Here is an 18,018-nt window from a genome sequence, read left to right on the forward strand (position 1 = left end):
CCGGGACAGACAGAGCAGGCGATGCCGGTGGGGGCACCAATTATCACGCCCATGGCACCCTGGACAATCGGGCCGCCGAACTTCGTCATGTCGCCCATCCGGGCTGCCGGTTTACCACCGCTCATCGCCAAATCCTTTTGTAAAACATCAGGATTTGCAGGTTACGCCAGCAAGGCTAGAGGGGAAAGTAAAGGGGGAATAGTAGAGTGTAGATTCGGAAAACGTTTAGAATAAGATGAATAAATTAAAGAGAACTATACAAATAATTAATGCTCGCTCCTTCTTTTTCTGTGAGCAACTGTAAAAATGAGACCCCACATGCAGTCTTTTTTTTCGCCGTAATGAGGATAGGCCATAGCGATTTTTAAGGGGACGCTATGGATATTTTTATCTCGAAAAAGATGCGTAATTTCATTCTGCTGGCGCAAACCAATAACATCGCCAGAGCGGCAGAAAAAATACATATGACCGCATCGCCTTTCGGTAAAAGCATTGCCGCACTGGAAGATCAAATCGGCTATACGCTGTTTACCCGCAAAGATAACAACATCAGCCTGAATAAAGCCGGACAGGAGCTGTATCAGAAGCTGTTTCCCGTTTATCAGCGCCTTTCTGCCATTGATAACGAAATCCATAACGCCTCTCGCCGCTCGCGGGAAATCGTCATCGGTATCGACAATACCTACCCAACGATTATTTTTGACCAGTTGATTAGCCTTGGTGACAAGTATGACGGCGTGACGGCTCAGGCCGTTGAATTCAGCGAGAATGGGGTGATTGATAACCTGTTCGATCGCAAACTGGATTTTATTATCTCGCCGCAGCACGTTTCCCCCCGCGTCCAGGAACTGGAGAATCTGGCGATTAGCGAGCTGCCTCCACTGCGTCTGGGGTTTCTCGTTTCCCGGCGCTACGAAGAAAAACAGCCGCAGGATCTGCTGCGCGAGCTGCCCTGGCTGCAAATGCGCTTCCAGAATCGCGCCAACTTTGAGGCGATGCTGGATGCATACATGCGGCCCTGCGGGATCAACCCGACGATTATCTACCGTCCGTACAGCTTTATGGCCAAGATCAGCGCGGTAGAGCGCGGACAGTTTTTGACGGTGATCCCTCATTTCGCCTGGCGGCTGGTGAACCCGTCGACGCTAAAGTATTTCGATGCGCCCGGCAGCCCCATGTATATGCAGGAGTTTCTCTATTCGCTGAAAAATCATCGCTATACCGCCACCATGCTCCAGCATATTGCTGAAGATCGTGACGGTAGCGCAAGTTAACCGAGCATCGATCCAGTCTCGAGAAGGTTGCGATGCAGATCGAATGCATGGCTGAGATCGTGATGGATATGCCCGCCGGGCGCTTTCTCCAGATAGCGGTGCAGATAATCCCGGTAAAGAGGGTGCGCACAGTTATCGATAATCGTGTGCGCCCGCTGCATCGGAGATAGCCCACGCAGATCGGCAATCCCTTGTTCGGTCACAATCACTTTAACGCTATGTTCGCTGTGGTCGACATGGCTGCACATCGGTACGATGGTGGAGATTTTCCCGCCTTTGGCAATCGATGGCGCCATAAAGATAGACAGGTAGGCATTGCGCTCGAAATCCCCGCTGCCGCCGATGCCATTCATCAGGTTCACCCCCGCAACGTGCGTGGAATTGGCATGGCCGTAGATATCAAACTCCAGGCCGACGTTGAGCGCAATAACCCCCAGCCGACGGATGATTTCCGGGTTATTGGAGATCTCCTGCGGGCGCAGCACAATCCGGCTGGCGAAGAAGTCCATGTTGTCGTAAATCTTCTGTAGCGAAGGGGCTGAAATGGTCAGGCTGGAGGCGCTGGCACCTGTTATCTTGCCCGTTTCCAGCAGATGCACCACCGACTCCTGCAACACCTCCGAATACATCATAAAGGGCGGGATATCCGGGTTCTCGCCCAGTCGCGCCATTACCGCGTTGTTGATATTGCCCACGCCGCTTTGTAAGGGCAGAAACTCAGCTGGAATACGTTTGTGCGCCATTTCTGCCAGCAGGAAAGTGACGACGTTATCGGCAATTTGCTGGCTGACCGGATTGGTTTTATCCGCCGCATTTCCGGCATCGGGCAGTTCGGTATCTACCACCGCGACCACCTTTTTGGGGTCTATCTGCACGTACTGGCTGCCCACGCGATCCATGGTATGAAAAATGGGTACGCTGTTACGCCGCGGCGGTGCGCCGGGTATTACGATGTCGGCAAACTCCGCCACGCGCGGATTATGGTAATGATTCAGCTCGATTATCACCTTTTTCGCCCGTAGCAGCCAGGTGGGTGCATTGCCAATACCGCTGGAAAGCCAAATCCGGCCATCTGGCGCGATGGCGGAGGCTTCAATGACGGCAACATCGATTTCGCCAAAAAAACCGTAATTAACCATTTGCGCCACTTCACTCAAATGGAGATCGACAAACCTCACCTGGCCCTGATTAATTTTCTCGCGCAGGCCCGATGACGTTTGATAAGGCGCACGCCAGGAAACGGCATCCGCCGCGGATAGAACATCATCAGCGGCGGCGCCAATTGATGCTCCGGTCAGCAGGCGGATCTGAAAAGGCTGCCCGTTCTGATGCCGTTCGCAGGCGCGTTGGGCAATTGCGCTGGGTAACGCTTTGGGTGAACCCGCAGGGGTAAAGCCGCTAAACGCCACCATATCATCGTGCTGGATAATTTCTGCCGCCTGTTCGGCGCTCATCCGTTTCATGGCCGTCTCCTTCCTCGGACGTGATTAATGGCCAACAAAATTTGGTTTACGTTTTTCCATAAACGCGTTCATCCCTTCCTGATAATCCTCGCTGTCGTACACCGCGCGGCGCATGCCCTGAATACGCTCGAACTCATCAGAATTCATGGTGTGCGCTTCACCCAGCACGCGCAGTTCTTCTTTGATGACGGCGATGGCCAGCGGCGCTTTTTCCGAGATGTGGTGCGCCATTTGCAGAGTGAAATCTTCCAGTTCCTCGACGGGCACGACATGGTTAAGGATCCCGACCGCCATGGCGCGTTGAGCGGTGATGGGCGAAGCGGTAAAAATCAGCTCTTTCACGATGTGAAAACCAGCGTCGCGGGTCAGGTTGTGGATGCCCACCAGGTTATATGGCACACCGAGGTTGACCGGGGTCATCGAGAAAGTGGAGGTACTGGCTGCAATGATTAGATCGGAACTCATGATCATCTCAAACGCGCCGCCCCAGACGCTGCCTTCGACCATGGAGATCACCGGCTTCGGGTATTTTTGGATCATACGGGTTATCTGACGCAGCGGATCGTCATAAGAGAGCGGATCGCGACGTCCGGTCGGGAGTTCATGAATATCATGCCCGGCAGAGAACACTTTGGCTCCACTCGGAGCGCGCAGAATGATGCAGCGAATGTCCGCACGATTGAGATCGCTCAGCGCCTGCATCAGATCGTCAATAAACACTTTACTCAGGGCATTGAGCTTGCGGGCGTAATTGAACTCAATAACCGCGACTTTCTGGATGATGACCACGTTGACGTATTGATAAGACATAATGTTCTCTTTATTGAAAGTAATGATGCTGAATGAATTCGCTGATGTGCCGCAGACCGGTGCGCGGCGAAAGATCATTGTTTTTGACGGCCTGAAGCGTCTGCTGGAAATAGCGGTCGAAATCAGTCCGCGCAAACAGCAGATGCAGGGCTTCTTCTTCAGCCTGCTGGTGTAACCAGTCCACCGCCTGCTGCTGGCGAACTTTTTCCAGTCGACCGCTGGCGGTCAGGCACGTTTTAAAGTCGGTTATCGCCTGCCAAACCTCCTCGATACCGCGTTTTTCCAGGGCGCTACAGGTCAGAACCCGCGGCTGCCACTCGTCATATTTACGGCGCAAAATGTGCAGGGCGGATTCGTACATATGGCGGGCGATCGCAACGCTGGTATGGTTCTCGCCGTCGTCTTTATTGATGACGACCAGATCCGCCATTTCCATCAGGCCTTTTTTGATACCCTGTAAATCGTCGCCACCGCCAGCGATTTGCAGTGAGATAAAGCAATCCACCATACCTGCGACTTCGGTTTCTGACTGTCCAACGCCGACGGTCTCTACAATCACCACGTCAAAGCCAGCTGCTTCGCACAGCAGCATTAATTCGCGTGCGCGCTGGCTGGCGCCGCCTAAATGACCGCTGGAAGGGACCGGGCGAATAAACGCAGATTCTGCGCGGGCAAGCTCCGTCATGCGGGTCTTATCACCAAGAATGCTGCCGCCGCTGACCGGGCTGCTGGGATCGACGGCGATCACCGCCACCCGTAATCCGTGGCGGATGAGCAGCATACCGAATGCTTCCAGGAACGTACTTTTACCCGCGCCCGGCGTGCCGGTGATCCCTAAGCGCAGGGCGTTACCGGTGAACGGCATAATCGCGTCCAGCAATTGCGTACTTAACGGCTGGTGGCGCGGGTGGTTGCTTTCGACCAGCGTCATTGCCTGGGCGAGTGTGGCTCTTTCACCAAGTCGTAAGCGGCGGACGGTATCCTCAAGCGTGGCAGCGTTAATCATGATGCTGACTGATACGGGTCAACACATCGCGGACGCTGTCGAGCATTGGCGTTCCGGGGCCATAAATGGCTGCTACACCATGCTCGTGCAGGAAGGCGTAATCCTGTGGCGGAATAACGCCTCCTGCTACCACACAGATATCTTCACGCCCCCATTTTTTGAGTGCGGTAACCAACTCAGGGATCAGCGTTTTATGGCCCGCCGCCAGTGACGATGCGCCTATTACATGCACATCGTTTTCTACCGCCAGACGGGCGATCTCTTCCGGAGTGGAGAACATCGGGCTGAGATCGACATCGAAACCGAGATCGGAATAGGCGCTGGCGATTACCTTCGCGCCGCGATCGTGGCCGTCCTGACCCATCTTGGCGATCAGAATACGCGGGCGGCGGCCATTTTCCGCGAGGAATCGTTCGGTTTGCGCAACGATGGTATCGAACTCATCGGCGGATTTGTCTGACTGGTGATAGCTTTGCGCAATCACGCCGGTGACGCACTGGCTGGGAACCAGATACCGGTCAAAGGCGACTTCCAGCGCGTCGGAGATTTCACCCAGCGTGGCGCGAACACGGGCGGCGTTGACGGCAGCAGCCAGCAGGTTTTCATTATGCTGCGCGGCGTGGGTCAGTGCCGTGAGCGCGGCTTTAACGGCATCGTTGTCGCGGGTGGTGCGGATATGCTGCAGCGAGGCAATCTGCTCGTTGCGCACCTTCACGTTGTCGATCTCCAGTACCGACGTCTCGTCTTCTTTATCCAGCTTGTACTTATTGACGCCGACGATAACGCGCTTACCCTGGTCGATCAGCGACTGTTCACGCGCGGAAGCTTCTTCGATCATCCGTTTAGGGAGCCCGGCTTCGATCGCTTTCGCCATGCCGCCTGCCTCGTCAATCTGTTTGATGATCGTGCGTGCCTGCTTCACAATTTGATCGGTGAGTGACTCGACGTAATACGATCCGGCCAGCGGATCAACGGTGCGGCAGATCTCTGATTCTTCCTGAATGATGATTTGCGTATTACGCGCAATACGGGCGGAGAAATCGGTGGGCAGACCGAGTGCTTCATCAAAGGCGTTGGTATGCAGCGACTGGGTGCCGCCAAGCGTAGCGCCGAGTGCTTCAATAGTGGTTCGTACCACGTTGTTATATGGATCCTGCTCGGTCAGGCTCCAGCCAGACGTCTGGCAGTGGGTACGCAGAGCGAGAGATTTCGGGTTGGTCGCGCCAAAGCTGCTGACCGCTTCACTCCACAAATAGCGCGCCGCGCGCAGCATGGCGACGTTCATAAACAGATCCATGCCGATGCCGAAGAAGAACGACAGGCGCGGGGCGAAGTCATCAATTTTCAGTCCGGCGGAGAGTGCGGCTTTGATGTATTCAATACCGTCTGCCAGCGTAAACGCTACCTGCTGCACGCAGTTCGCTCCGGCTTCACCCATGTGATAGCCGCTGATGCTGATGGTGTTAAAGCGCGGCATGTTGCCGGAGCACCAGGCGATGATGTCGGCGATAATGCGCATGGACGGTTTTGGTGGATAAATGTAGGTGTTGCGGCACAGGTACTCTTTCAGAATATCGTTCTGAATGGTCCCGGTGAGTTGTTCCGGCGTTACGCCTTGTTCTTCTGCAGCGACGATATAAAACGCCAGCACCGGCAGAACCGCGCCGTTCATGGTCATCGATACTGACATCTTATCCAGCGGGATCTGGTCGAACAGTATCTTCATATCTTCGACGGTATCGATCGCCACGCCCGCTTTGCCGACGTCACCCGCCACGCGCGGGTTGTCAGAGTCATAGCCACGATGGGTGGCAAGGTCAAAGGCGACGGAAAGCCCTTTTTGCCCGGCGGCGAGGTTGCGGCGGTAAAAGGCGTTGGACTCTTTGGCGGTAGAGAAACCGGCGTACTGACGAATGGTCCACGGCTGCGCGGTATACATGGTGGCGCGCGGGCCACGCACGTAAGGCGGCAGGCCGGGAAGGGTGCCCGTGACTTCCAGATTATCGAGGTCCGCTTCGGTGTACAGCGGCTTGATGGCAATCCCTTCCGCCGTCTGTCTTTCCAGCGACTCGACGGTTTTTTCCCGTCGACTGAGTTCTTTATTGGCGAGTGTTTGCCACTCCTGCACGTTTGCCATTTTTTGCTCCGTATTACGCAATAAGTTGAATCTTTGCGAATACGGTGAGCTTTTTCATTTGGCTTGTCGCCAGCAAAAAATAGCCAACAGGGCGTCGTTTTTTGCCGCGTGGCGTGTTTGATTTTGTGATTTATTTCAAAGACGTGGCGGGAATAGCATGAAAAGAGGGTAAAAGGCTTGTCGGCCGGATAGGGCGTTACGCCACCATCCGGCACTCAGAGGTTATGAGCGGTTTAATCCTGACGCAGTACGTTGTGACCATAGGCCAGCAGCGCATCGGTGACGTTGCGCATCATGCGGCTTTCCGGTGCAAAACGGTGCCAGTACAGCATCCGGCGCTGGAACAGGCCCGGTGTTAAGTCGATAAGCTCGCCGCTTTCCAGTTCTTTCTCAATCTGCAAGTGGGGGATCATGCAGCAGGTCGTTCCCTGACGCGCCAATTGAACAAAGGCTTCAGACGAGTTAACGATATGGCACGGCACGCTGCCCGGTGGCAGGTCGAAGTTTTGTTGCAGAAACGCCTGGTGCATATCATCAAGATGGTCAAACGCTACCGCTGGGGCTTTCAGCAGGGCAGAGCGGGTGACGCCGTTAGGGAAATAACGCTCGGCGAAAGGTTTAGAACCGACAAACAGGTAGTCCAGCGCGCCGAGTTTATCCACCAGACAGCTTGGCAGCGCCTGATGTTGAATACTCACCGCACCGACCACTTCACCACGACGCAGACGTTCCTGAGTTCGGGTTTCATCCTCAACCTGCAGGTTCAGCCGAATCGGCGAATTTGCCAGTACCGGAGCCAGCGCCGGAAGCAACCAGGTCGCCAGACTGTCGGCGTTCACCGCCAGTGAGAGCAGCAGCGGCGTCGAGCCGGTTTGTTCATCACCCAGCCACTCGTCTTCCAGCAGTTCAACCTGACGCAAAAGCGCCAGTAGTTTCTGCCCCTGTTCGGTTGGGCGTGGTGGTACGGTACGCACCAGCAGCGGTTGTCCGAACATATTCTCAAGCTGTTTTATGCGCTGTGAAACCGCGGATTGCGTGATGCACAGCTTTTGCGCCGCGCGCTCAAATCCTCGTTCACGAATAACCGCATCCAGTGCTTGTAGTGTTCTGTAGTCCGGACGTTTCATTGCTTTGACGCACTCCTGAAAATTTTGCTTGTTCTGCACTATGACACAAATTTAGGTTGGGTAAAGACGAAATCCGCCGCTTGCGAGCGGGTGTGGGGACATTTTTCTGCACAATGTTCTATAATGCGCGTGAATTTTCCCACCATATTCACACCACAGGCGAAACGATCATGACGCAGGATGAACTGAAAAAAGCAGTAGGATGGGCGGCACTTCAGTATGTACAGCCCGGTACCATTGTGGGCGTAGGTACAGGTTCAACAGCCGCACACTTTATTGATGCGCTGGGCACAATGAAAGGTCAGATTGAAGGTGCGGTATCCAGTTCGGACGCTTCAACCGAAAAACTCAAAAGCCTCGGTATCCACGTGTTCGATCTTAACGAAGTGGACAGCCTCGGCGTATACGTTGACGGCGCGGATGAAATCAACGGCCACATGCAGATGATCAAGGGCGGCGGCGCTGCGTTGACCCGTGAAAAAATTATTGCTTCCGTGGCGAAGAAATTTATCTGCATTGCCGACGCGTCCAAAGAAGTCGATATTCTCGGTAACTTCCCGCTGCCGGTTGAAGTGATCCCAATGGCGCGCAGCGCTGTGGCTCGCCAGTTGGTGAAGCTGGGCGGTCGTCCTGAATACCGTCAGGGCGTAGTGACGGACAATGGTAACGTGATCCTTGATGTACACGGTCTGGAGATCCTCGATGCCATCGCGATGGAAAACGCCATCAATGCGATTCCGGGCGTGGTAACCGTCGGTCTGTTTGCCAACCGTGGTGCGGATGTTGCGCTGATCGGTACGCCAGACGGCGTGAAAACTATCGTAAAATGATCTGACGGGAGTGTCTTCTCCCGTTAAAAAAATTTTGGCAGGGCAAATTTGGTGACTTGTGTCACGTTTATAATATTGTCCTGCCGATCTCTCCAAAGAAAAAGTTATCGCCAGTATTTTCCTCTGACATTTCTCTCTGAATGACATTTCTTCAGCACGGCGACGCAAACGTTCATATTGCCGCAATATTATTTTTTGATATGTTGAAGAGACGGATGAAAATCCCACACACAACACATCAGTTTGAACAAAAAAAGACAGGGTCGGGGAAATGGCAAAGGTATCACTGGAGAAAGATAAGATTAAATTTCTGCTGGTTGAAGGCGTGCATCAAAAAGCGCTCGAAAGCCTTCGTGCAGCAGGTTATACCAACATCGAGTTTCATAAAGGCGCTCTGGACACTGAACAACTGAAAGAGTCCATCCGTGATGCCCATTTCATTGGCCTGCGATCCCGTACCCATCTGACTGAAGATGTGATTGACGCCGCAGAGAAACTGGTCGCGATTGGCTGCTTCTGTATCGGCACCAACCAGGTTGATCTCAGCGCTGCGGCAAAGCGCGGTATCCCCGTGTTTAACGCACCATTCTCTAACACACGTTCCGTTGCGGAACTGGTGATTGGCGAACTGCTGCTGCTGCTACGCGGCGTACCCGAAGCAAACGCCAAAGCACACCGCGGCGTGTGGAATAAACTGGCTACCGGCTCGTTTGAAGCACGTGGCAAAAAACTGGGGATCATCGGCTACGGCCACATTGGTACTCAGCTGGGCATTCTGGCGGAATCGCTGGGGATGCACGTCTATTTCTATGATATTGAAAATAAACTCCCGCTCGGCAACGCCACGCAGGTGCAGCATCTTTCCGACCTGCTCAATATGAGCGACGTGGTCAGTTTGCACGTCCCGGAAAATGCCTCCACCAAAAATCTGATGGGCGCGCGTGAGATTGCGTTGATGAAACCAGGCGCGCTGCTGATTAACGCCGCACGCGGTACAGTTGTTGATATTCCTGCGCTGTGCGACGCGTTAGCGACCAAGCACCTGGCAGGGGCAGCAATCGACGTATTCCCAACCGAGCCGGCAACCAACAGCGATCCTTTCACTTCGCCGCTGTGTGATTTCGACAACGTGATCCTGACGCCGCACATTGGTGGTTCAACGCTGGAAGCACAGGAAAACATCGGTCTGGAAGTGGCTGGGAAACTGACCAAGTATTCCGACAACGGCTCTACGCTGTCTGCTGTTAACTTCCCGGAAGTTTCGCTGCCGCTGCACGGCGGTCGTCGTCTGATGCACATTCACGAAAACCGTCCGGGCGTACTGACTGCGCTGAATCAGATTTTTGCCGAGCAGGGCGTCAACATTGCCGCGCAGTATCTGCAGACTTCCGCACAGGTAGGTTACGTGGTTATTGATATTGAAGCGGATGAAGATGTGGCAGAGAAAGCGCTGCTGGCGATGAAAGCCCTTCCGGGAACCATTCGCGCTCGTCTGCTGTACTGATTTCCTCTACATGGGCAGGCGATGACCTGCCCATCTTTCCTCTGATTTCCCGGCCTCAAAATCTCTTCCTGTCACGCATACATTCTGTTTTCGAGCCTTGCCGCAATTGGTAAAAAAGCTACCACTCCCAGATTTTGGACGGCGTCACCACCGCAGGCAGCGGGATATCCCATTCTTCGACAGGTAGCTTTTCCACTCGCTGACAATCGTGCGCGTAGCCTACGGGCTGGATCTTATGCTGCTGCCAGTTTTGAAGCGTCCGATCGTAAAATCCGCCGCCCATACCCAGGCGTTGCCCGACCTCATCAAACGCCACTAACGGCGTAATCAGTACATCCAGCTGTGAGAGCGGCAATACGTCACGTACATCAAGTCGTGGTTCCTGGATCTTTAAGCGATTGGTTACCAGGTCGCTGTGCGGATGATAATGCAGGAACAGCAGGTTGCCAGGGCTGAAGGGATGAAGAACCGGAAGATAGACGCGCTTGCCCGCTCGCCACAGCTGATCTATTAGCGGCTGGGTATCGAGTTCGCCATCGAACGAGAGGAATACCGCCACGGTATGAGCGAGTACAACAGGGGGAAAGCTGAGCATTCGGGTTGCGGCTTGCTGACCGTATTGTCGTTGCTGTTCGGAGGTAAGCGCGCGACGACGCTGCCGAATCAGTTGACGGATTTCATGCCGGGATAAAGGGAGTTCTGAAAGTAATGTCATGGCTGTTGCCAGGTAGAAGGGAATCTCCGAGATGCCGCCGCAGGCTGTAACCCTTGAACCCTTGGTTCAAGGTGAATGCGTCGTCACAGTTTTAAGGCTTCTCGGACGGGCCGAGCATGCTCACCAACCGTGGAGCGCCACATTCTTGTGGTATGAAATATCGGCTCAGGGGACTGGCCCGCTTGCAAACATCTCAGAGAAATTTTGTCTTCACGGTCACTCTACCACAGTAAACCGAAAAGTGTTATTCAAAGTTTTGGCCCGTTTTTTCGGTTATGCGACCCTGATCAAGCAACGCCTGTTCGATGGTCTGTTGTAGCATCCGAATACGTTGTTCCATGCTCGCCGCGTACTCACGCGTCTTCGCTTTTTCCTGAGTTAATTCATAGCTGATGTTCAACGCGGCGATGAAAACCAACTGCTCAGTATTTGTGACTCTAGTGCGAACTTTCAGATCTTGCAATCGCTGATTGAGATCGTCCGCAGCCTGATTCAACGCATCCCTTTGTTCAGGCGGGCAATTCACTCGCAGTGAACGGCCAAATATTTGGATATCGACGGGTTGTGCAGACATGCCACCTTCCTGCTGATTGACTGCGCTGCCTTCGTCTCCAGACCGTGGGTCCGCGAAGGGGCGACACTATAGCTACCCTGGTATCAAGATACAAGCCCTTTTCTGGTCCACCAGGGTCCAAAGTGGTAGCATACCATGAATATTCCTCCCTTTGATGACGAATGCTTATGTCTATACAGAACGAAATGCCTGGTTACAACGAAGTTAGCCAGTTTTTGAACCAACAAGGGGCTGGATTAACCCCGGCCGAAATGCACGGCTTGATAAGCGGAATGATTTGTGGCGGAAACAACGACAGCTCATGGCAGCCGCTGCTGCACGACCTGACGAACGAAGGTCTGGCCTTTGGTCACGAGCTGGCTCAGGCGCTGCTGAAAATGCACTCAGCCACCAGTGATGCCCTCGAAGACGATGGCTTCCTTTTTCAGCTTTATCTGCCTGAAGGGGATGACGTCAGCGTGTTCGATCGCGCCGATGCGCTGGCGGGATGGGTAAACCACTTTTTACTGGGCCTTGGCGTCACGCAGCCGAAGCTCGACAAAGTGACCGGCGAAACCGGGGAAGCGATTGACGACCTGCGCAATATCGCTCAGTTGGGATATGACGAAGACGAAGATCAGGAAGAGCTGGAAATGTCGCTCGAAGAGATCATCGAATACGTGCGCGTAGCCGCCTTGCTGTGCCATGACACGTTTACGCGTCAGCAGCCGACCGCGCCGGAAGTCCGTAAACCGACTCTGCACTAAGAACGAAACGCAAAGGAGAGTGTGATGAGCGAGATATCTCAGCAAGAATTCCAGCGTCGTCGCCAGGCTTTACTGGCACAAATGCAGCCCGGCAGCGCCGCGCTGATTTTTGCCGCACCGGAAGCGACGCGTAGCGCGGACAGTGAATACCCCTACCGCCAAAGCAGTGATTTCTGGTACTTCACCGGTTTTAACGAACCTGAAGCCGTGCTGGTGCTGATTAAAAGTGATGACACTCATAACCACAGCGTTTTGTTCAATCGGGTTCGCGATCTGACAGCGGAAATCTGGTTTGGCCGCCGTCTGGGCCAGGATGCTGCCCCGGCAAAACTTGGCGTTGACCGGGCGCTGGCCTTCAGTGAAATCAACCAACAGCTGTATTTACTGCTCAATGGTCTGGACGCGGTATACCACGCCCAGGGCGAGTATGCCTGGGCCGACGAGATTGTGTGCACGGCGCTGGATAAACTGCGCAAAGGCTCCAGACAAAATCTGCACGCGCCTGCCGCGATTATCGACTGGCGTCCGATGGTGCATGAAATGCGCCTGTTCAAATCACCGGAAGAAATTGCGGTCATGCGTCGTGCCGGAGAAATCACCGCACTGGCGCATACCCGCGCGATGGAAAAATGCCGTCCGGGAATGTTTGAATACCAGTTAGAAGGGGAGATTCACCATGAATTTACCCGTCATGGCGCGCGTTATCCGTCCTATAACACGATTGTCGGCAGCGGTGAAAACGGCTGTATCCTGCATTACACCGAAAATGAAAGTGAAATGCGCGATGGCGATCTGGTGCTAATCGACGCTGGATGCGAATACAAAGGCTATGCGGGTGACATTACGCGTACCTTCCCGGTAAACGGTAAATTTACCCCAGCACAGCGTGAAATCTACGATATCGTACTGGAATCCTTAGAGACCAGCCTGCGTCTGTATCGTCCCGGAACGTCCATTCAGGAAGTCACTGGCGAAGTGGTGCGTATCATGATTACGGGCCTGGTGAAGCTTGGCATTCTGCACGGTGATGTCGATCAGTTGATTACCGAAAATGCGCACCGCCCATTCTTTATGCATGGCCTAAGTCACTGGCTGGGTCTGGATGTGCACGACGTCGGCGTTTATGGTCAGGACCGCTCACGTATTCTTGAGCCGGGAATGGTACTCACCGTCGAACCGGGACTGTATATCGCGCCGGATGCCGATGTACCGCCGGCCTATCGTGGTATCGGCATTCGTATTGAGGATGACATCCTCATCACCGAGGACGGCAATGAAAACCTGACCGCCAGCGTAGTGACGAAAGCCGATGATATTGAAGCCTTAATGGCTGCGGCGCGACTGCAATGAGCGTGATTATCGTTGGTGGTGGTATGGTTGGCGCGACGCTGGCGCTGGCCATTTCTCAGCTCAGCCATGGGACTCTGCCGGTTCATCTGATAGAAGCGAGCGAACCTGAAACTGACCGCCATCCCGGGTTTGACGCCCGGGCGATCGCGCTGGCGGCAGGTACCTGCCAACAGTTGGCGCGAATTGGCGTATGGCAGGCGATTGCTGATTGCGCAACGGCCATTAAAACGGTTCACGTCAGCGATCGCGGCCATGCCGGATTTGTGACGCTGGATGCGCAGGAATACCGTATTCCGGCTCTGGGTCAGGTGGTAGAACTGCACGACGTCGGGCTGCGTCTGTTTGCGCTGCTGCGCAAAGCACCTGGCGTCACATTGCACTGCCCCGACCGCGTAGCCAGCGTGTCGCGCACGCAGAAGCGCGTTGAAGTGACGCTGGAGAATGGCGAGATGATTACCGGTCGCCTGCTGGTGGCTGCTGACGGCACGCGTTCCGCACTGGCGACTGCCTGCGGTGTTGACTGGCTGCAACAGCCTTATGAGCAACTGGCGGTGATTGCCAACGTCACGACCTCTGTACCGCACGACGGGCGAGCGTTTGAACGCTTCACGCAATATGGCCCGCTGGCAATGCTGCCAATGTCTGACGGTCGCTGCTCGCTGGTGTGGTGCCATCCGCTGGAGCAGCGTGATGAGATCATGGCCTGGTCCGACGAACAGTTTTGCCGTGAACTGCAAACCGCTTTTGGCTGGCGACTGGGACGTATTACCCAGTCTGGTAAACGCAGCGCTTATCCGCTTTCGTTAACTACGGCGCTGAAAGCGATTACCCATCGTACCGTGCTGGTAGGGAACGCCGCCCAGACGCTGCATCCCATTGCCGGGCAAGGTTTCAACCTTGGCCTGCGCGATGTCATGAGCCTTGCTGAGACGTTGACGCAGGCGCAGAACGGCGCGGAAGATGTGGGTGATTATGCGGTGCTGGCACGCTATCAGCAGCGCCGCGAGCGCGATCGCGAGACGACGATTGGTGTGACCAATAATTTAGTGTATTTGTTTGCCAATCACTGGGCCCCGCTGGTTGTTGGGCGCAATGTCGGGTTGATGGCGATGGAATTATTCACCCCTGCGCGCGATGCGCTGGCGGAGCGGACCCTGGGTTGGGTTGCACGATAAATATGACCTGTAGGCCGGATGAGGCAACGCCGACATCCGGCAAGGGTCCCCGCAAAAATGCCTGATGGCGCTGCGCTTATCAGGCCTACGGATTACAGGTTTCGAGGTACAAACAGTGCAAAGTGTTGATGTAGCAATTGTTGGTGGCGGCATGGTGGGGCTGGCGGTTGCCTGCGGCCTGCAGGGCAGTGGGTTGCGCGTTGCTGTATTAGAACAACATGTTCCGCAGCCGTTGGTGGCGGATGCACCTCCTCAGCTTCGCGTTTCAGCCATTAATGCAGCCAGCGAAAAACTGCTTACCCGTCTTGGCGTCTGGTCCGACATTGTTGCCCGTCGCGCTTGCTGCTACCACGGCATGGAAGTCTGGGACAAAGACAGCTTTGGACGCATTGAATTTGATGACCAGAGCATGGGTTACAGCCATTTGGGCCACATCGTTGAAAACTCAGAAATCCATTATGCGTTGTGGCAAAAGGCACAGCGTTCAGTGGATATTACGCTGATGGCGCCAGCTGAAATACAGCAGGTGGCCTGGGGCGAGAACGAGGCATTTCTCAGCCTCAAAGATGGCGCAATGCTGACGGCGCGTCTGGTCGTCGGTGCCGATGGTGCTAATTCCTGGCTGCGCAATAAAGCGGACATTCCGCTCACCTTCTGGGACTACCGTCATCATGCGCTGGTGGCGACTATCCGCACGCAGGAAGCTCACGGTGCGGTTGCGCGTCAGGCGTTTCATGGTGAGGGGATCCTGGCATTCCTGCCACTCAGCGATCCACACCTGTGTTCTATTGTCTGGTCGCTCTCGCCGCAGGAAGCAGAACGTATGCAGCAGGCAAGCGTTGACGAGTTTAATCAGGCGCTGAATATCGCCTTTGATAATCGTCTGGGGCTGTGCAGCCTTGAAAGCGAACGTCAGGCGTTTCCGCTGACGGGACGTTATGCCCGCCAGTTCGCGGCCCATCGTCTGGCGCTGGTGGGGGATGCGGCGCATACCATCCACCCGCTGGCGGGTCAGGGGGTTAACCTTGGCTTTATGGATGCGGCGGAACTGATCGATGAGCTTAAGCGTCTACAACGTCAGGGCAAAGATATTGGGCAGTATCTCTATTTACGCCGCTACGAGCGCAGCCGTAAGCACAGCGCAGCGCTGATGCTGGCGGGGATGCAGGGTTTCCGTGAACTGTTTGCAGGCGAGAATCCGGCGAAAAAACTGCTACGCGATATTGGGCTGAAACTGGCCGATACCCTCCCGGGCGTAAAACCACAACTCATCCGTCAGGCGATGGGACTGAACGATCTTCCCGAGTGGTTACGTTAGTGTCCGTAAGGACAATCTTAAGAGTTTGAGACCCGTCACACTTTCCTCTCCCGGCCTTCGCGCCGGGGTGCTTCTCTCATTTGAAATAATCTAATTCCACGCCTTTTTTCGCATTAGTTTTTCTAATATTGCGTTTTTTTCATAACGCCATTTTTGACATTTTTTCCACATTTAATGTGGATTGGTGCTGTGATTTTACGCTTACCTTTGTTTGTTGTTCTGATTAATTGCTATATGTATGGAGTTTTATTCTGTTGGTGATCTGGCTGTTTTTCGCCATAAGCTAATGTGATGGTTAATTTTGACTTATGGTTTAGCGTCTGTTTCGGTGGTAAGTTCAGGACAAAGAGAACGTTTGCGTCGTAGCCCCTGGAGCGGCTGCGGTGCTGGGTTTCGTGGCGAAAATTTCACCGCGAAAGAGTTGGTAGCCCCGCTTATTCAACGAGGAAAAGATGGCTCAACAGACTCCTTTGTACGAACAACACACGCTATGTGGCGCGCGCATGGTCGATTTCCATGGCTGGATGATGCCACTGCATTACGGTTCTCAGCTCGATGAACACCATGCTGTTCGCACCGACGCCGGAATGTTTGATGTGTCGCATATGACCATCGTCGACCTGCGCGGTAGCCGCACCCGGGAGTTCTTGCGTTATCTGCTGGCAAATGACGTCGCGAAGCTAACGAAATCGGGTAAAGCCCTCTACTCCGGGATGCTCAACGCTTCGGGCGGCGTGATAGATGACCTGATTGTCTACTACTTCACTGAAGATTTCTTCCGCCTCGTTGTAAACTCCGCCACCCGCGAAAAAGACCTCTCCTGGATTACCCAACACGCTGAACCTTACGCCATCGACATCACCGTTCGTGACGACCTGTCGCTGATTGCGGTGCAGGGGCCAAATGCGCAGGAAAAAGCAGCTACGTTGTTTACTGACGAGCAGCGCCATGCGGTTGAAGGCATGAAGCCGTTTTTCGGCGTTCAGGCAGGTGATTTGTTTATCGCAACCACCGGTTATACCGGCGAAGCAGGTTATGAAATTGCTATGCCGAATGAAAAGGCGGCAGATTTCTGGCGTGCGCTGGTACAGGCTGGTGTCAAACCTTGCGGTCTCGGCGCGCGTGACACCCTGCGTCTGGAAGCGGGTATGAACCTGTATGGCCAGGAGATGGACGAAGGTATTTCTCCGCTGGCGGCCAACATGGGCTGGACCATCGCGTGGGAACCGGTTGACCGCGACTTTATTGGTCGTGAAGCGCTGGAAATGCAGCGTGAAAAAGGCCACGAACAGCTGGTCGGGCTGGTGATGACTGAGAAGGGCGTGCTGCGTAATGAGCTGCCGGTGCGTTTCACCGATGCTTCTGGCAACCAGCATGAAGGCATTATCACCAGTGGCACATTCTCCCCAACGCTGGGTTACAGCATCGCGTTGGCGCGTGTGCCTGCGGGTATCGGTGAGACTGCGATCGTACAGATCCGTAACCGTGAAATGCCGGTAAAAGTGACTAAACCTGTTTTTGTGCGTAACGGCAAAGCCGTCGCGTAATTCATCCTTTTTTGGAGATTGATTGATGAGCAACGTACCTGCAGAACTGAAATACAGCAAAGAACACGAATGGCTGCGCAAAGAAGCTGACGGTTCTTACACCGTTGGTATCACCGAACACGCTCAGGAGCTGTTAGGTGACATGGTTTTCGTTGACCTGCCAGAAGTAGGCGCCACCGTCAGCGCGGGCGATGATTGCGCCGTTGCGGAGTCCGTAAAAGCGGCATCCGATATCTATGCGCCAGTAGGCGGTGAGATTGTTGCGGTTAACGATGCGCTCAGCGACTCCCCGGAACTGGTCAACAGCGAACCGTATGCGGGCGGCTGGATTTTCAAAATCAAAGCCAGCGATGAAAGCGAAATTGAATCGCTGTTGGATGCCACTGCGTACGAGGCATTACTGGAAGACGAATAAGATTGTGCCGGATGGCACTGCGTTTAT

At 54.4% G+C, this 18,018-nt stretch carries 16 protein-coding genes, 1 other RNA gene and 1 pseudogene; 9 read left to right on the top strand and 9 right to left on the bottom strand.

What is annotated here, in order from left to right:
* Positions 1-125 (bottom strand): annotated as a pseudogene (locus OGX96_RS22705) (DUF6531 domain-containing protein); the annotation flags it as partial.
* A gap of 252 nt (positions 126-377) precedes the next feature.
* Here OGX96_RS22705 and srsR point away from each other — a divergent pair.
* Entirely contained in the window at positions 378-1,274 is an 897-nt protein-coding gene (gene srsR, locus OGX96_RS14730; protein ID WP_003026999.1) for a LysR family transcriptional regulator SrsR, read from the top strand.
* Here srsR and scpC read toward each other — a convergent pair.
* The 5 genes from scpC to argP all read right to left on the bottom strand — a co-directional run bounded on the left by scpC (position 1,271) and on the right by argP (position 7,817).
* Entirely contained in the window at positions 1,271-2,737 is a 1,467-nt protein-coding gene (scpC, locus tag OGX96_RS14735; protein WP_286583490.1) for a succinyl-CoA:acetate CoA-transferase ScpC, read from the bottom strand. The genes srsR and scpC overlap by 4 nt on opposite strands.
* 24 nt (positions 2,738-2,761) lie before the next feature.
* Positions 2,762-3,547, bottom strand: a complete 786-nt coding sequence (gene scpB, locus OGX96_RS14740; protein ID WP_008785757.1) for a methylmalonyl-CoA decarboxylase — start codon at positions 3,545-3,547, stop codon at positions 2,762-2,764.
* Between the two features lie 10 nt (positions 3,548-3,557).
* The gene (gene meaB, locus OGX96_RS14745; RefSeq protein ID WP_286583492.1) at positions 3,558-4,553 is read right to left on the bottom strand and encodes a methylmalonyl Co-A mutase-associated GTPase MeaB; all 996 of its coding nucleotides are present in this window, start codon (positions 4,551-4,553) and stop codon (positions 3,558-3,560) included.
* Positions 4,546-6,690, bottom strand: coding sequence for a methylmalonyl-CoA mutase (gene scpA, locus OGX96_RS14750; RefSeq protein ID WP_286583494.1), 2,145 nt, complete (start codon positions 6,688-6,690; stop codon positions 4,546-4,548). Before scpA ends, meaB begins: the two co-directional genes overlap by 8 nt.
* A gap of 233 nt (positions 6,691-6,923) precedes the next feature.
* Positions 6,924-7,817: a DNA-binding transcriptional regulator ArgP gene (gene argP / locus OGX96_RS14755; protein ID WP_003825477.1), complete on the bottom strand. Its 894-nt coding sequence runs from the start codon at positions 7,815-7,817 to the stop codon at positions 6,924-6,926.
* Positions 7,818-7,987: 170 nt separating this feature from the next.
* Between argP and rpiA the strand changes: the two genes are divergently transcribed.
* On the top strand, positions 7,988-8,647 hold the full coding sequence (gene rpiA, locus OGX96_RS14760; RefSeq protein ID WP_003825479.1) for a ribose-5-phosphate isomerase RpiA: 660 nt from the start codon (positions 7,988-7,990) through the stop codon (positions 8,645-8,647).
* A gap of 271 nt (positions 8,648-8,918) precedes the next feature.
* The gene (serA, locus tag OGX96_RS14765; RefSeq protein ID WP_003825480.1) at positions 8,919-10,151 is read left to right on the top strand and encodes a phosphoglycerate dehydrogenase; all 1,233 of its coding nucleotides are present in this window, start codon (positions 8,919-8,921) and stop codon (positions 10,149-10,151) included.
* Between the two features lie 118 nt (positions 10,152-10,269).
* Here the strand turns inward: serA and OGX96_RS14770 are convergent, their stop codons facing one another.
* The 3 genes from OGX96_RS14770 to zapA form a co-directional block, all read right to left on the bottom strand.
* On the bottom strand, positions 10,270-10,866 hold the full coding sequence (locus OGX96_RS14770; RefSeq protein ID WP_100271935.1) for a 5-formyltetrahydrofolate cyclo-ligase: 597 nt from the start codon (positions 10,864-10,866) through the stop codon (positions 10,270-10,272).
* Positions 10,867-10,885: 19 nt separating this feature from the next.
* A non-coding RNA gene (gene ssrS, locus OGX96_RS14775) (6S RNA) lies at positions 10,886-11,069 on the bottom strand.
* A 41-nt stretch (positions 11,070-11,110) separates the two neighbouring features.
* Positions 11,111-11,440: a cell division protein ZapA gene (gene zapA, locus OGX96_RS14780; RefSeq protein WP_003026980.1), complete on the bottom strand. Its 330-nt coding sequence runs from the start codon at positions 11,438-11,440 to the stop codon at positions 11,111-11,113.
* A gap of 167 nt (positions 11,441-11,607) precedes the next feature.
* On the opposite strand from zapA, the gene OGX96_RS14785 reads away from it, so the two are divergent.
* From OGX96_RS14785 to gcvH, 6 genes are all read left to right on the top strand, one after another.
* Positions 11,608-12,186 (top strand): YecA/YgfB family protein, encoded by a 579-nt coding sequence (locus OGX96_RS14785; RefSeq protein WP_003026978.1) that lies wholly within the window; start codon positions 11,608-11,610, stop codon positions 12,184-12,186.
* Between the two features lie 24 nt (positions 12,187-12,210).
* Positions 12,211-13,536 carry a Xaa-Pro aminopeptidase gene (pepP, locus tag OGX96_RS14790; RefSeq protein WP_286583496.1) on the top strand — a complete coding sequence of 442 codons (1,326 nt, stop codon included), beginning with the start codon at positions 12,211-12,213 and terminating at the stop codon, positions 13,534-13,536.
* Entirely contained in the window at positions 13,533-14,711 is a 1,179-nt protein-coding gene (ubiH, locus tag OGX96_RS14795; protein ID WP_286583498.1) for a 2-octaprenyl-6-methoxyphenyl hydroxylase, read from the top strand. The genes pepP and ubiH overlap by 4 nt, the downstream gene beginning before the upstream one ends.
* Positions 14,712-14,826: 115 nt before the next feature.
* Positions 14,827-16,029: an FAD-dependent 2-octaprenylphenol hydroxylase gene (gene ubiI, locus OGX96_RS14800; RefSeq protein ID WP_286583500.1), complete on the top strand. Its 1,203-nt coding sequence runs from the start codon at positions 14,827-14,829 to the stop codon at positions 16,027-16,029.
* A 452-nt stretch (positions 16,030-16,481) separates the two neighbouring features.
* Positions 16,482-17,576, top strand: a complete 1,095-nt coding sequence (gene gcvT / locus OGX96_RS14805) for a glycine cleavage system aminomethyltransferase GcvT (RefSeq protein ID WP_250671733.1) — start codon at positions 16,482-16,484, stop codon at positions 17,574-17,576.
* A 25-nt stretch (positions 17,577-17,601) separates the two neighbouring features.
* A complete protein-coding gene (gcvH, locus tag OGX96_RS14810) occupies positions 17,602-17,991 on the top strand; it encodes a glycine cleavage system protein GcvH (RefSeq protein WP_003026965.1) in 390 nt (129 codons plus the stop codon).
* Positions 17,992-18,018 lie beyond the last annotated feature (27 nt).

The organism is Citrobacter sp. Cpo100 (assembly GCF_030332595.1).
Classification (GTDB): domain Bacteria; phylum Pseudomonadota; class Gammaproteobacteria; order Enterobacterales; family Enterobacteriaceae; genus Citrobacter; species Citrobacter portucalensis.